A 15,292-nucleotide genomic window follows, 5' to 3' on the forward strand; every position below is an offset into this window, starting at 1 on the left:
CACCGCCGAACCGGACCGGACGTTCGCACTTGATAAGGTCCTTCGCTGTGCTCAGGATGACAGCCTCTTTTAGCATCGCTAGCATAGCCTAACAACAATGCAAGAAACCGTTCTCCCCGGCGCCAACGCCCCGTACTCCACGTTTCTCTACGTTTTCATTCCGCTGCTGCCCTTCGTGGGCTTTCTGATTAACGGGCTGCTGAACCGGAAGCTGTCCGGCACCGTGGCCGGGCTCATCGGCAGCGCCACGGTGCTGGGCTCGTTCCTGATTTCGGTGGTGCTGTTCCTGAATTTTCAGTACCAGTACACCGTGCAGTTGTTCGATTGGATTTCGGTCGGCTCGCTGCAGATTCCTTTTCAGTACCAGATTGACCAGCTCAGCCTGATAATGCTGCTGCTCGTGACGGGTGTGGGCTTCCTGATTCACGTGTACAGCATCGGCTACATGCACCACGACGAAAACGTGGGCAAGTTCTTTAGCTTTCTGAACCTGTTCATTTTCAGTATGCTGCTGCTGGTGATGGGCGCCAACTTCGTTATCCTGTTCATCGGCTGGGAAGGCGTGGGCTTGTGCTCCTACCTGCTCATCGGCTTCTGGAACAAGAACACCAGCTACAACAACGCCGCCAAGAAAGCCTTCATCATCAACCGCATCGGTGACCTGGGCTTTCTGCTGGGCATCTTCCTGATTTACCTCACCTTCAACTCGGTGCAGTACGCTGAGGTGTTCCAGAAGGCTTCGCTGGGGCAGTTTGGCACGTATGGCGTGGGCATTTGCACGGCCATCACGCTGCTGCTGTTTGTGGGCGCCATGGGCAAATCGGCGCAGCTGCCGCTCTACACCTGGCTGCCCGACGCCATGGCCGGCCCCACGCCGGTTTCGGCCCTCATCCACGCCGCCACCATGGTGACGGCGGGCATCTACATGGTGCTGCGGGCCAACGTGCTGTTCACGCTCTCGCCCGATACGCTGCAGGTAGTGGCCATCGTGGGCGCGGCCACGGCGCTGTTTGCTGCCACCATCGGCCTGGCGCAGAACGACATCAAGAAAGTGCTGGCTTACTCCACCGTGTCGCAGCTGGGCTATATGTTCCTGGCACTGGGCGTGATGGGATACTCCACGGCCCTGTTCCACGTCCTCACGCACGCCTTCTTCAAGGCGCTGATGTTCCTCGGGGCCGGCTCCGTCATTCACGCCATGAGCAACGAGCAGGACCTGCGCCGCATGGGCGGCCTGCGCAAGGCGCTGCCCATTACGTTTTCAACCTTCCTCATCGGCTGCCTGGCCATCTCGGGCATTCCGCCGTTCTCGGGCTTCTTCTCCAAAGATGAAATCCTGGCGCATGCCTTCGAGCACAACAAAGTGCTGTGGGCCATGGGCTTACTTACGGCTTTCCTGACGGCGTTCTACATGTTCCGCCTGCTGTTTCTGGCCTTCTTCGGCGAGTTCCGCGGCACGGAGGAGCAGAAGCACCACCTGCACGAGTCGCCGGCTTCGATGACGTTGCCGCTCATCATGCTGGCGGTGCTGGCGGCCGTGGGCGGCTTCATGGGTGCGCCCATGTTCACGGGCGGTCATCATTACCTGGCCGAGTATCTGGCGCCCATCTTTACTTACTCGCAGCGCCTGATGCCGGAAGTATTCTCGGCCGAGCCCGACCACAACACGGAACTCATGCTCATGGGCCTGTCGGTGGCCGCTGGCGTGCTGGGCATCATCCTGGCCTACGTGATGTACGTGGCCCGCGCCACCCGCCCCGCCGAAGACGAGGCCCAGCGCTCAGTTCCCGAGAGCCTGGTGTACCACAAGTACTACATCGATGAACTGTACAACGCGCTGTTCACGCGGCCGGTCATGTGGCTGTCGACGGGCTTGTACAAGTTTGTGGAAAATGGCATCATCGACCCGGTGGTGGGCTTTTTCGGCCGCGCCGTGAATGGGGGCGGGGCCCTGCTGCGCTACGTGCAAACCGGCGCCGTGGAAACCTACCTCATCCTGATGGTTATCGGCATTGTGCTGATTCTGGGCCTGAACTTCGGCCGGTTGTAGGCCTGCACATTCTTCAACAATATTGCAGTATGAAAACGTTGGTTGGTCGGCTATTGGCGGTTTTGCTGATTGGGCTTGTAGGTGCCTGTGGCCCCCAAAAGCCCAAGGTGGAGGCTGACATGCGCGACAATTTCGTGGGCGAGTGGAAAAGCGCGGACACCAACGCGCAAACCCATACCCGCATCAAGCGCACGGGCGATACCTTCTACATTCACGAGGGCATCAACGACCTTGTGGGAACGTACGACCCCAACGTTGAGAGCATCATGATTGACAACGGGGTGAAGAAAGTGCCCGTGAAGTACCTGCCCGAAACCGACCAGCTGCTGATAACCGGCGGCCAGCGGGAAGCGAAGTTCTCGCGGGTGAAGTAGGCCGCTGACGCAGAAAAGCTACCGCACTTAGTTCTCCATTGCTTGGGATAATGGTTCTGAGGGCTAGGCGCCTGTGCCGGGGCGGCGCGGAGGTGGAAAATTGGGGGAACAACTTTTTCAGGAAGGAGGGGTATAGCAGAGCGTCCATGCAGGCCGGAAGGCTTGGCGTGGATTTACTCATCTATTCCCACACCTAAAAATTATGTTCTCAACAACTAAACTCTTGCGAGGGCTAGTCGTGGGCGCCGCCGTGCTTGGCATGGCCGCACCGCACGCCCGGGCCCAAACGGCCGACAAGAAGACGGCCATCAGCCTGTTCGGCAGCGCGTACCAATACAAAGGCAGCCTGGGCGAAGACTTCTGGAAATGGGACCGCAACTACTACGGCCCCGGCATCGCCTTCACCCGCTACCTGAGCCCCGGTCTGGACCTGGGCGTGCAAGGCAGCTACGTGGAGTTGAAGGGCTCGCAAAGCGCGGCCACCTTCTTCAACACCAACATCGTGAATGCTAACCTGGCCCTCAAGCTCAAGCTCAACAACGGCTGGGCGCTGAAGGAAGACGCCTTCATTCAGCCCTATTTGCTGGCCGCTCCCGGCTGGGCGTACATGAGCCGTGAAGGCTCGGTGCGGGGCCGCAACGTGAACGAGAACAAGTCGTATTTCGACCTGTTTGGTGCGGCCGGTATCAACTTCCGCCTGAGCGAGGGCGTGGGCCTGTTCATCCAGACCGGCCAGCACATTCCGCTCAACGCCAACATCGACGGCGAATTTAACCGCGACGACGACAGCTTCGACGACCGGTATTTGCAGCACACCGTGGGCCTGACCTTTGCCTTTGGCCAGGCCAAGGACGCCGACAGTGACGGCGTTTCGGACAAGAAAGACAAGTGCCCCGGCACGCCCGCCGGCGTGGCCGTGGACCCCAACGGCTGCCCGCTGGATAAAGACGGCGACGGCGTGCCCGACTACCAGGACAAGTGCCCCGACGTGAAAGGCCTGGCCGCCCTGCAGGGCTGCCCCGACCGCGACGGGGACGGCGTGACCGACGCCGACGACGCCTGCCCCGACACCCCCGGCAAGGCCGAGCTGAAAGGCTGCCCCGACGCCGACAACGACGGCGTGATTGACCAGAACGACAAGTGCCCCGGCACCCCGGCCGGTGTGCAGGTAGATGCCAACGGCTGCCCGCTCGACCGCGACGGCGACGGCGTGCCCGACTACCAGGACCGTTGCCCCAACCGCCCCGGCCCGGCCAGCAATAAAGGCTGCCCCGAGGTGAAAGCCGAAACCAAGAAGCGCCTGCAGGAGGCCACGAAGTACATCAACTTCGAGTTCGACAAGGCCGTGCTGCTGCCCAGTTCGTATCCGACGCTGAAAGACCTGGCCGCCATCATGGCCGAGTACCCGGACTACACCCTGAGCATTGCCGGGCACACCGACAGCAAGGGCGACGACAACTACAACCTGCGCCTTTCGGATGCCCGCGCTGCTTCGGCCCGCGCCTACATGCTGAGCCAGGGCGTGCCCGCCGACCGCATTGTGTCGCACGGATTCGGCGAAACCAAGCCGATTGCCACCAATGCCACCAAAATCGGTCAGGCCCTGAACCGCCGCGTCGAGTTCGACCTCTACCTCACCGGCGACCCCAACGCCGCCGAAGTGAAGTACGGCCCGGCCCCGACCATCACCCCCGAGCCGGTGAAAGCCGCTCCGGTGAAGAAAGCGCCGGCCAAGAAAGCTCCGGCCCGCAAGGCCCCGGCCCGGCGCAAGTAGGCTTCGGCCCACAGGCCCGTGCCCGCAAAAAGCCCGCTCAACCTGAGCGGGCTTTTTTTGTGGCTCGTACTGAGTGGTTTCGATGGCAAGGGGGCCGCATGAGCAACGGACGAGGTTTTTTCCTCATCTACTTTGCCATGATGAAAACACTCTTTCTCACGCTGGGCTTCTTCTGCGGCCTGCTGGCGCCGGCCCGGGCGCAGGACACGACGCTCACCCGCCTGCTGCGGACCAACGCCTACCCCCTGACCGCCACGGGCGCGCAGCTGGCCGGCACGGGCTGGGATAAGCTGCGCACAAGCATTGCCGAAAGCCAACTGGTGCTGGTGGGCGAAGACCACGGCATGGCCCAGATTCCGCAGTTCACGCAAGCGGTGGCGCGCGTGCTGCAGCCGGCGGCTTTCATCACCGAAATTGACCGCTACCAGGCCCGCGCGCTCACCCGCCTCACGGCCGAGCCAGGCTTTCCGACGGCCTACCTGAAGGCCAGCCCCGGGGCGCTGTCGTTCTTTAGCTGGCGCGAGGAATACGAGCTGGCGCAGCAGCTGCGAACGCAAAAGGCCCAGTTTATTGGCATCGAGCAGGTGGGGATTTTCACCCTGGGCCGCTTTTATGAGCAGCTGGCCGGGCTGGTGAAAAGCAAGCCGGCCCGGGCGTACCTGCAGCGGGAGGGCGCGGCGTATCAGCAGCACGACAACGCCCAGTTTCGCAACGGCGGCCAGGCTTACAGCATACTGGACCAACGGCAATCGGCCCTCGACAGCCTCGAAACCCTCACCCGCGCCGAAAGCCCGGAGGTGCGCCGCATGGTGCAGGACTACCTGCTCAGCTCCCGCATCTACCGCAATCAGGTGAAGGGCTTTGGCAATCATCAGGCCCGCATCAACCTCATGAAGCGCAACCTGCTGGAAGCCCTGCGGCCGCTGGCGCCGCAGCCGGGCCAGCCGCTGCCCAAGCTGCTCTTCAAGTTCGGGGCCAGCCACACGGCGCGGGCGCTGAGCCCCTGGGCCGGCATCACCGACGTGGGCAACCTGGCCCTGAACTTGGCCGACGCGCAGGACGCCAAGTCGCTGCACCTGCTGGTGATGGGCAAGCAGGGCACCCAAGTGGGCGGCTTCAACCCCGACGACCCCAGCAAGAACGTGGTGCCGTTCGACCTCACCCAAGAGCCTTTCATCAAGCCCTTTGCTGACCTTGTCACCGGCCCCGACTGGCAGGTGTTCGACCTGCGCCCGGCCCGCCGGGCCCTGCTGCGTGACAAGCTGGAGGTGGCCAACCAGCTGCTGGAAAATATTATCCTGGGGTACGACTACATCGTTATCATTCCGGCGGCCACCGCCAGCCGTGGGTAGCTGCCGTTCGGGAATCGGCGGTTGGGCTGCCGGGCTTGCGTTGTCTCAATTGGCTGCATGAGGCAGCGCGTACGTCATGGACAGGTAGTACAGTCCGCCCACGCTGGGCCCGCCCAGGTATGACACGTAGTACTGATTGAGCACGTTGCTGGCCCCGAGCTTGAAGCGCAGGCCGGCCGCCGGCGCGGCGTAGCTGAGCTGGGCGTCGAGGGTGTAGTAGGCGGCCACTTCGCCGTTTACCAGGAAAGTTTGCGAGTAGTAGCCTTGCTGCCAGCGGTAGTTCAGGCCGAAGCCGAAGTTGCGGTAGGCGTTTTCGTTGGCCAGGCTCAGGTTGTAAGCCCAGCGCGGGGTGTTGAAACCGTCTTCCAGGCCGTCGCTGGTGGCGGTGCGGTCGAGGCGGGTGTAGGTGGTGTTGGCGCCGGCTAGGTAGCCGCCGGGTAACTCGTAGCGCAGGCCCAGCGAGCCGCCGTAGTTGTACACCTGGGTTTGGGAATTGGTCCAGAGGCGGTAGCGGGCCTGCCCGGCGCGGGTGCTGAGGGCCGTGGCCACGGTGCTGAGGTCGGTGCTGGCAATGGGTTCGCCGCCGCTGGTTTGGGGCACGTAGGCCTCTACTTGGGCGATGAAGTCGCGGTAGGCGTTATAGTAGAAGTCGACATCGGCCAGCAGCCGGCCGCTGGGCCCCAGCGCTGCTTTATAACCCAGCTCCAGCGAACGAATGTGCTCGGGCCGGAGGTAGGTATAAGGGTTTTTCACCAGCAAATTCTTGTGCTGCTCCACGGCCAACTGGGTTTTCTGCGCCGGCGTGAGCGTGGTGGAGGTATTAGCGTTGGCGGCATCGGTCACGGCCTTGGTAAACGCATCGATGCTGCTGCGCAGGTAGCTGTTCTCAAACACCCCATCCGACATTACCCTAAGCCCGCCAATGCGCTTCACCTGCCCGCTGTTCACGTTCGAAAACCCCTCGAACAAGCTCGGAAAACGATAGCCCGTCTGGTAGCTCAACCGAAAATTCTGCCGCTGCGTGGGCGAAAAAACCGCCGTGCAGCGCGGGTTGAATTTCACGTCGAAGTAGTTGTTTTTGTCGGCGCGCAGGGTAGCTGTCAGGCGCAGCTTGTCGGCCAGCAGGCGGCCGCCGGCTTGCACAAAGCCGCCCGTTTTGGAGTAGGTGAGGTTGTCGGCGAGCGGGTCTTTGCCGGGGTTGGGATTGATGAAGTAGTTGCCGTCGGGCACCACCACGTAGGTGCGGTGGTCGGCGCCGGCCAGCAGGTCGAGGCGGGCGGGAAAGGGGCGGCCGCCGCGGCGCAGGGCTTCGGCCAGGTTCACCTGAGCCTCGGCGTGGGCCAGGGCGGCGCGCACGCGCAGGGCCGCGCCCACGTCCCAGTTGTTGATGTCCTGCAGCTCGCCCAGCTTCTGCCCAAACAAGGCCGTGCCGGGCTGGTAGCGGCCAGCGTCGGCGGCGGCGCGGGCCACGGCCTGGGCCTGGGCCACCGGCTGGCCGGCCCGCACGGCGGCGTTCCAGGCGGCGGTGAAGTCGCGCTTCCACTGGTCGTCGGGCTTGAAGTTGCGGTCCAGGTTTTCGCCCATCGAGCGCAGGTTGTAGCTGCGGCCGGTGTTTTCCTGCGTGAAGTAGGCCCGCGCCTGCACCACCGGCGTGAGCAGCTGCACGGCGTGCTGCTGCAGCACGTAGCCCTGCAGCCGGAAGCGGTTTGAGCGCTGGTACACGTTGTCGAAGCCGGCCACGCGGTAGGTGTAGCTCAGCTCGGTGGCGGGTTTCGGCCGGTAGTGCAGCGCCGCGTCGGCCTTGAGGGTGCGCAGGGTGTAGTCGACCAGGGCCTGCTCGTCGTAGCCGGTGCGGGCCACCTGGTAGGTTTTGGTGCTTTGCGGGTTGGGCGAGCTGAGCAGGGCGAAGTTGCTGCGGTCCGACGACTCATTGCCGTAGCTGTTCACCGGGTCGCGGGCGGGGTTGTCGGCGCCCAGCAGGCCCACGCTGGCGTTGCCGGCCGGGTTGAGGTCGGTGGGGTCGTGGGCCACCCAGTCGTAGCCGCGCAGCAGCGTGCCGTTCACCTTAACGGCCAGCTTGTCGGCCACCAGCACCCGGGCATAGCGCAGGCTGGTTTCCGAATACGCCCGCGCGCCGGTGGCGGCGTCGCCCAGGTGGTTGATACCCACCTTCTGCTGCACGCTCAGCCCGGCGGAGCGGAAGGGGTTGCGGGTGCTGAAATTAGCCAGCCCGTTGATGGCGTTCAGGCCGTAGAGGGCCGAGGCTGTGCCCGGCACCACTTCCACCTCCTCGATGTCGAGGTCGCTGGGTCCGAGCACGTTGCCGATGGGCCCGCCGATGTGCGGCGCCTGGTTGTCGATGCCGTCCACGAGCTGGGCAAAGCGCACGTTGGTGGTGTTGACGAAGCCCCGGGCGTTTATCACCTTGAAGCCCAGGCTGGGCGTGATGACCTGCACGCCCTTCAGGTGCTCGACGGCGTCGAAAAACGACGGCGCGGGCGTGAGCCGCAAGGCCCGGGCACTGAGCTTTTCCACCGTCACGGGCGACTGCAGAAAGCTCTCTTCGACCCGGGACGCCGACACCACCACTTCCTCCAGGCTCAGCTTTTTGCGCGTGGTGTCGGCGGGGGCGGCGGCCTGGGCGTGGGCCAGTTGCGCGCTGCTCAGCAAGGCCAGCGAAACGGCCGGGAGGCGAGAGCGAAGCAGAGCAGGAGTAGTAATACGTGTCAAATGGGCAGGAGCGAAGCGGCGTTATGTTGGCGAAGATATAACGCTTTGCTGCCTGCTAACGCTCCTGCACGCGCTTTGTTTCGGCGGCCATGAATTCCTGAAAACGGTCCTGCAGCGCCCGGAATTCGGCAATGGCCGCCTGGCCGGCTTCGGTGACGACCGCGCCGCCGCCCTTGGGGCCGCCGGTTTGGGTGCCCACCAGCGGGGTGCTGGCTTGCGCGTTCATGGAGCTCACCAGGTCCCAGGCGCGCTTGTACGACATGCCCATGGCCTGCGCGGCCTTCGAGATGGAGCCCAGCGCGGCGATGTGCTCCAGCAGCTCCAGCCGGCCGATGCCGAGGAAGCGCCCGTCTTCGGTTTCGAGCCACAGGCGGCCGTTGAGGCGGTAGGTTTTGGCGGGCAGCAGCAGCGTTTTCATGGCGCAAAGATGCGGCCGGCACTCGTGCAGAATGCGGCCCGGCGCCCGGCCGCATCGGCCGCCCCGCAGGCGGCGGGCAGTAGCGGCACTTGCTGGCGGAAGGAAAGCCAATGGCCAGAATTTTATAAGCCGTAGGCGCCAACCGCGGCCCGCGGCGGCCGTTGGTACTGGTGGGCCTCGCCCGGCCTTTTCTTCTTTCCAACCACCCTTTCCCTACAGTTTCATGGAAGTTTTCAAAACCAAAGCGTACGGCGCCAGCAATTCCATTTTCAACGGCCTCTCCGAGATGGAGATTGAGCGCCAGGCCCCCAAGGCCGACGAAGTGCACATCGACATTCTCTACTGCGGCGTGTGCCACTCCGACCTGCACCAGGTGAAAAACGACTGGCACAACACCATCTACCCCTGCGTGCCGGGCCACGAAATTGTGGGCCGCGTGGTGGAAGCCGGCAGCGCCGTGACCAAGTTCCGGGTGGGCGACCTCGTGGGCGTGGGCTGCATGATAGACTCCTGCGGCACCTGCCCGGCCTGCCGCGAAAAAGAAGAAAACTACTGCGAAGGCCCCGTGAGCTGGACGGCCACCTACAACGGCTACATGAAGCCGCAAAACAAGGATTTCAACACTTTCGGCGGGTATTCGACCAACATCACGGTGAAGGAATCCTTCGTGCTGCGCATCCCCGACGCGCTCGACGTGAAGGCCGCGGCGCCCATTCTGTGCGCCGGCATCACCACCTATTCGCCGCTCAAATACTGGAACGTGGGCCCGGGCAGCAGCGTGGCCATTGTGGGCATCGGCGGGCTGGGCCACATGGGCGTGCAGCTGGCGCGGGCGCTGGGCGCCACGGTCACGGCCATCACGCGCGACAAGGACAAGCAAGCCGACGCCGAAAAGCTCGGCGCCCACGAAGTCCTGATTTCATCGGACTCGAAGGCCATGGAAGCCCACGAATTGAAGTTCGACTTCATCCTCATCACCATCCCCGACGCCTTTGAGGTGAACGACTACGTGAAGCTGGCCAAGCGCAACGGCGTCATCACGACGGTGGGCCTGCTGGGCCCTTACAAGGCCCCGCTCAACAACCAGGAAGTGGCCATGCACCGCCGCTCGGTGGCCGGCTCCATTATCGGCGGCATTGCCGAGACGCAGGAGGTGCTGGATTTCTGCGCCGAGCATAACATTCTGCCCGAGGTGGAAATGATTGACATGCAGGACATCAACAAGGCCTTCGATAAAATGATGGACGAGGAAGTGCGCTTCCGCTACGTCATCGACATGGCTTCGCTGAAGGAGAAGGCGTAGCAGAAGGCTTGGGCGAAACGAACGTCCTGCTGAGCAAAGTCGAAGCATCTCTACCGCGTGAGTAATCCATTTACTATTGCAGTAGAGATGCTTCGACTTCGCTCAGCAGGACCGTCTTTTATGATTTAGGAGCCCACCCCAACTTTCTGCCGTCACACCATCGCCAGCATCTGCCGGGCGTTGCCGATGGCGGAAGCGTCGATGTCGTTGTTGAAATACACGTAAGCCAGCTCCACACCGGGCTGGGCTTGTATTTCGCCCGTGATGCGGTGCAGAAAACCCTCATCGTAGGGCGAACGGTAAAGGTCGGGCACGCCGTGGAAGCGGTAGTAGAGCGTGGGCGCGGTGGCTACCACGGCGTCGGGCAGCAGCGGGTGGCTCTGGCCGCAGAACACCACGCGGCGCCGCCTTAACTCTTCGTACACTTCTGGGCGCCACCAGCTGGGATGCCGAAATTCGAGCACGTTGACGAAGGCGGGGTCGAGGCTGTCCAGGATGCGGGTGAGGCGGGTTGCGTCGAAGGCCAGGCGCGGCGGCAGCTGAAAGAGGATGGGACCCAGCTTCTCGCGTAGGCCGCGAGCCGTGGTGTCGTAGAAGTCGCTCAGCAGCTGCTGCACGTTGTTGAACTGCTTGTAGTGCGTGATGAGCTTCGGCGCTTTCACCGCAAACTGGAAGTCGTCGGGGCTTTGGTTGTACCAGTTTTCGAGAAAGGAAAGCTGCGGAAACCGGTAGAAGGTCACGTTCAGCTCCAGCGTGCGGAAGTGCTGGCTGTAGTAGTCGAACCACAGCCGCATGGGCATTTTCTCGGGGTAGAAGCGGCCCCGCCAGTGCCGGTAGTGGTAGCCCGAGCAGCCGATGTAATAGGTGGGGTGGGGCATAAGTGCTGGCCGGAGAAGGCGCCGGTGCAGCGACTGCGCTAGCGGCGCCAGAAGAAAGGATGACTTTACGCGCCGGGCTCGCCAGAGTTAAGGCTGAGCTTCCCGACTCAAAGCCGGATTGGTGGGCTAAAAACGGTTTCGGCCGGCCCGAAAAATATGCCAGCCGGCACCCGCCCCGTGAGTACCTTTCGAGCGCGGCAGCGTTGCCGCCCGCAATTCCTTTTTCATTCCTGCGTATGAAAAAACTACTGCTTTCCGCCACTTTTTTGCTTGCTGCCGCCGTGTCTCAGGCCCAGGATTTTCAATACAAAACGCCGCCCAAAGCCATTCAGGACCTGCTGCTGGCGCCGCCCACGCCGCGCCTGAGCCTGGCCTCCGACGGCCAGACCATGGCACTGCTGCAAGTGCAGGATTTCCCCACCGTGGCCGAGCTGGCCCAGCCCGAGCTGCGCCTGGCCGGCCTGCGCTTCAACCCGCGCACCAACGGCCCCAGCCGGGTGAGCTACGCGGTGGGCATCAAGCTGAAAAAGCTGCCCAATGGTGCCGAGGTTGACGTGAAAGGCCTGCCCGCGCAGGCCCGCATCAGCAGCCCCAGCTGGTCGCCCGACAATAAATCGATGGCCTTCGCCCTCACCACGCCCGGCTCCGGCGCCGACGGCCGCGTGGAGCTCTGGGTGCTCGACGTGGCCAGCGCCACCGCGCGCCGCCTGCTGGCCCAGCCGCTGAACGACGCCTTCGGCAATTCCTTCGAGTGGGTGTCGGACAGCAAAACCCTGCTGGCCCGCACCGTGCCCGCCGGCCGCGGCGCCGCGCCCTCGGCCGATACTGCGCCCACCGGCCCGGCCGTGCAGGAAAGCGGCGGGGGCAAGAAGTCCGGCGCCCGCACTTACCAGGACTTGCTGAAAAACCCCGCCGATGAGCGCCTGTTCGACTATTACGCCACGTCGCAGTTGGTGAAGGTGAGCCTGGCCGACGGCGCCGCGCAGGCCCTGGGCCAGCCCGGCATCATCCAAACGGCCTCGGCTTCGCCCAGTGGCCAGTACGTGCTGGTGCGCACCCGCCACCGGCCGTATTCTTACCTGCTGCCCATCAGCAGCTTCCCGCAGCGCATCGACGTGCTCGACCTGGGCAGCGGCGCCGTGGTGAAAACCGTGGCCGACCTGCCCCTGGCCGACAACGTGCCCACCAACTTCGACGCCGTGGCTACCGGCCCGCGCGGCCACTCCTGGCGCGCCGACGTGCCCGCCACCATCGCCTACGCCGAAGCCCAGGACGGCGGCGACCCCAAAGTGAAGGCTGACATCCGCGACAAGGTGTATACCTTGACCGCGCCCTTCACCGGCTCGGCGCAGGAGCTGGCGGCCCTGCCCATGCGCTTCGCCGGCCTCACCTGGGGCAACGACAAGCTGGCCCTGGCCGACGGCTACCGCTGGGCCGACCGCCACCAAACCACCTGGCAGCTCAACCCCAGCGCGCCCGCCGGCCCGCTCACCGTGCTGTTCGATGGGTCGTCGCAGGACACGTACAAGAACCCCGGCACGCCCTACGAGCACCGCAACGCCCAGGGCAAATACGTGCTGCTCACGGGCGGCCCCAGCGGCCAGAGCATCTACCTGCTGGGCGAAGGCGCCTCGCCCGAAGGCGACCGGCCCTTCGTGGACGAGCTGGATTTGACGTCGAAGAAAACCACGCGCTGGTGGCGTTCCGAAGCCCCGGTGTACGAGATTCCGGTAGCTATCCTCGACGCCAGCGGCAAGAAGCGCACGCTGCTCACGCGCCGCGAGTCCTTGACCCAAAACCCGAACTACTACCTGCGCGACGCCACCAAGAAGGACAAGCTGACGGCCGTAACCAAGTTTCCGAATCCCTACGCGGCCTTCGGCGGCAGCTTCAAGAAGCAAGTGCTGCACTACAAGCGCGCCGACGGCGTGGACCTCACGGCTGACCTATACCTGCCCCAGAACTACAAGAAAACCGACGGCCCGCTGCCCACGCTCATGGAAGCCTACCCCGTGGAATTCAAGGACAAGAACAACGCCGGCCAGGTGAGCGGCTCGCCCTACACGTTCACGCGCCTGAGCTGGGCCTCGCCCGTGTACTGGGTGACGCAGGGCTACGCCGTGCTGGCCAACGCCAGCATTCCGATAGTGGGCGAGGGCAGCAAAGAGCCCAACGATACCTACACCGAGCAGCTGGTGAGCAGCGCCAAAGCCGCCATCGACGAAGGCGCCCGCCTGGGCGTGGTCGACCCCAGCAAGGTGGGCGTGATGGGCCACAGCTACGGCGCCTTCATGACGGCCAACCTGTTGTCGCACTCCAACCTGTTCAAGGCCGGCATTGCGCGCAGCGGCGCCTACAACCGCACGCTCACGCCCTTCGGCTTCCAGGGCGAGGAGCGCACGTTCTGGCAGGCGCCGGAGGTGTACAACGCCATGTCGCCGTTCAACTACGCCGACAAAATCAAGACGCCCATTCTGCTCATCCACGGCGAGGCCGACAACAACTCGGGCACCTTCCCCATCCAGAGCGAGCGGTACTACGCCGCCCTGAAAGGCCAGGGCGCCACCGCCCGCTACGTGGTGCTGCCCGCCGAAGCCCATGGCTACGCCGCCCGCGAAAACCTGCTCCACATGCTTTGGGAAATGAATACCTGGCTGGACAAGTACGTGAAGGCGCCCAACCCGCCGCAGGCCAACTAAGGCCAACTCACTAGCCGGATTGAATCAGACCGTCATGCTGCGCGCAGCATGACGGTCTATTTTTGTGCAGGTACCTCATTCATGCAAACTTCCCCAACCGCCGCCCGGCCCGACGGCGCCAGCCGCGACTACTTCCCGGCCCTGACGGGCTTGCGGGCCGTGGCCGCCGGACTGGTGCTGGTGCATCATTTCAATCCCTTTGCCCCAGAGCGGTTTGGCTGGCGCCTACACAGCCTAGCGGCCGAAACGCACATCGGCGTCACGATTTTCTTCGTGCTCAGCGGCTTTCTCATCGGCTACCGCTACTTGGGGCGGCCGGTGGCGCTGCGTCCCTACTTCGCCAACCGCTTCGCCCGCATCTACCCGCTGTATTTCCTGCTCACCACGCTCACCTTTGCGCTGCTGCGCTGGCAGGGGAAACCGGTTTTTCTGGGCGAATACCTGCTCAACATCACCTTCCTGCGGGGCCTGTTTGAGCAGTACGTGTACACCGGCATCGGGCAGGGCTGGTCGCTCACGGTAGAGGAAATGTTTTACCTCTCGGCCCCGCTGGCGTTCTGGCTTATTCGGCGCAACGCCCGGTGGCTGTGGGTGTTGCCGCTGGCGCTGGTGGCAGTGGGCCTTGGGCTGGTGCTGCTGTGCCGCTTGCATCCGTGGCACGGCTTGTTTGGGTCTTTCGATTTCCTGTTTCAGTTCACCTACCCGGGCCGGGCGGTGGAGTTTTTTGTGGGCGTGGGGCTGGCGTGGTGGCTGCGGCGGGGCGCCGGCCCCCGGGCGCCGGGCTGGCTGACGTACGCGGGCGCAATGGGCGTGCTGCTGTGCCTGGGCGCCCTGAGCCTGTTGCACGGCCCACAAATTGGCGCGTTTGGCGTGCTGCGGCCGGCGGGCATGTTCCTCAACAACGTGCTGCTGCCGCTGCTGGGCATCGGGCCGCTGCTGTGGGGGCTAGTGCAGGAAAACACCTGGCTCAGCCGGTTGCTGAGCTCACGTCCGCTGGTGCTGCTGGGCAAGAGCTCCTACGCTTTCTACCTCATTCACATGGGCGCGGTGCAGGAACTGGTGCACCGCTGGCTGGGCAGCAGCTTCCTCACGGTTCTGGCGCTTTATGGCTTGTCCATAGCGTTGTACTGGCTGATTGAGGAGCCCCTCAACCACTGGCTGCGGCGTGCGCTGGGCCGCCCGGCGCCGCTGGCGCCGGCATTGGCCCGTTGAGGCCGGTCAAGCATTCATCAACCCCTGCCGCTCCATGTATGCTTCTGATTGACAAAATAGCTTGGCTGCACCTGCGCGAGGGCCAGGTGCTGAGCACCCGCAGCCGCGGCAAAGACCGGTGCTACTTCCCCGGCGGCAAGCGCGACGCCGGCGAAACCGACCAGCAAACGCTGCTGCGCGAAATCAAAGAAGAGCTAACCGTCGACCTCGACCCGGCTACCCTGGAATACGCTGGGACCTGGGAGGCGCCCGCCCACGGCCACGCGCCCGACGTGCGGGTGCGCATGGCCTGCTACTACGCCCGCTACGCCGGCACGCTGCAGCCGGCGGCCGAAATCGAAGAAGTGCGCTGGCTGACCTACCGCCACCGCGCCGAAGTGTCGGCCGTCGACCAGCTCATCTTCGACTGGCTGCGGGGCCGCGGGCTGCTGGCGGAGTAGGCCGGCCAGCGCGGGGGCGCGGCAACCAATTTGCGGAGGCAAAGTAAAAAAGCACTGCCGAG

At 64.0% G+C, this 15,292-nt stretch carries 11 protein-coding genes; 8 read left to right on the forward strand and 3 right to left on the reverse strand.

The features are described from left to right. Nucleotides 1–97 precede the first annotated feature (97 nt). The 4 genes from nuoL (at nucleotide 98) to JAO73_RS18470 (ending at nucleotide 5,550) form a co-directional block, all read left to right on the forward strand. A complete protein-coding gene (nuoL, locus tag JAO73_RS18455) occupies nucleotides 98–2,050 on the forward strand; it encodes an NADH-quinone oxidoreductase subunit L (protein ID WP_198978661.1) in 1,953 nt (650 codons plus the stop codon). Nucleotides 2,051–2,079: 29 nt separating this feature from the next. After that, entirely contained in the window at nucleotides 2,080–2,424 is a 345-nt protein-coding gene (locus JAO73_RS18460) for a hypothetical protein (protein WP_190922757.1), read from the forward strand. A gap of 259 nt (nucleotides 2,425–2,683) precedes the next feature. Further along, entirely contained in the window at nucleotides 2,684–4,198 is a 1,515-nt protein-coding gene (locus JAO73_RS23400; RefSeq protein ID WP_198978663.1) for an OmpA family protein, read from the forward strand. A gap of 137 nt (nucleotides 4,199–4,335) precedes the next feature. Continuing rightward, the gene (locus JAO73_RS18470; RefSeq protein ID WP_198978665.1) at nucleotides 4,336–5,550 is read left to right on the forward strand and encodes a hypothetical protein; all 1,215 of its coding nucleotides are present in this window, start codon (nucleotides 4,336–4,338) and stop codon (nucleotides 5,548–5,550) included. A 45-nt stretch (nucleotides 5,551–5,595) separates the two neighbouring features. Here JAO73_RS18470 and JAO73_RS18475 read toward each other — a convergent pair whose 3' ends face one another. Then, nucleotides 5,596–8,280 carry a TonB-dependent receptor gene (locus JAO73_RS18475; RefSeq protein WP_198978667.1) on the reverse strand — a complete coding sequence of 895 codons (2,685 nt, stop codon included), beginning with the start codon at nucleotides 8,278–8,280 and terminating at the stop codon, nucleotides 5,596–5,598. 55 nt (nucleotides 8,281–8,335) lie between these two features. After that, complete coding sequence (locus tag JAO73_RS18480) at nucleotides 8,336–8,698, reverse strand: winged helix-turn-helix domain-containing protein (RefSeq protein WP_198978669.1); 363 nt, start codon at nucleotides 8,696–8,698, stop codon at nucleotides 8,336–8,338. Nucleotides 8,699–8,921: 223 nt separating this feature from the next. Between JAO73_RS18480 and JAO73_RS18485 the strand changes: the two genes are divergently transcribed. Continuing rightward, nucleotides 8,922–10,001, forward strand: a complete 1,080-nt coding sequence (locus JAO73_RS18485) for an NAD(P)-dependent alcohol dehydrogenase (protein ID WP_198978670.1) — start codon at nucleotides 8,922–8,924, stop codon at nucleotides 9,999–10,001. A 152-nt stretch (nucleotides 10,002–10,153) separates the two neighbouring features. On the opposite strand, the gene JAO73_RS18490 is transcribed toward JAO73_RS18485, so the two are convergent. Next, a complete protein-coding gene (locus JAO73_RS18490; protein WP_198978671.1) occupies nucleotides 10,154–10,879 on the reverse strand; it encodes a DUF72 domain-containing protein in 726 nt (241 codons plus the stop codon). Between the two features lie 236 nt (nucleotides 10,880–11,115). Between JAO73_RS18490 and JAO73_RS18495 the strand changes: the two genes are divergently transcribed. The 3 genes from JAO73_RS18495 (at nucleotide 11,116) to JAO73_RS18505 (ending at nucleotide 15,230) form a co-directional block, all read left to right on the forward strand. After that, nucleotides 11,116–13,578, forward strand: coding sequence for an alpha/beta hydrolase family protein (locus JAO73_RS18495; protein ID WP_198978672.1), 2,463 nt, complete (start codon nucleotides 11,116–11,118; stop codon nucleotides 13,576–13,578). Nucleotides 13,579–13,659: 81 nt separating this feature from the next. After that, nucleotides 13,660–14,790, forward strand: coding sequence for an acyltransferase family protein (locus JAO73_RS18500; protein WP_198978673.1), 1,131 nt, complete (start codon nucleotides 13,660–13,662; stop codon nucleotides 14,788–14,790). 38 nt (nucleotides 14,791–14,828) lie between these two features. Further along, complete coding sequence (locus JAO73_RS18505) at nucleotides 14,829–15,230, forward strand: NUDIX hydrolase (protein WP_198978674.1); 402 nt, start codon at nucleotides 14,829–14,831, stop codon at nucleotides 15,228–15,230. The last annotated feature ends 62 nt before the right edge of the window (nucleotides 15,231–15,292 follow it).

Origin of the sequence: Hymenobacter miniatus, from assembly GCF_016427455.1 — a bacterium.
Lineage (GTDB): Bacteria > Bacteroidota > Bacteroidia > Cytophagales > Hymenobacteraceae > Hymenobacter > Hymenobacter armeniacus.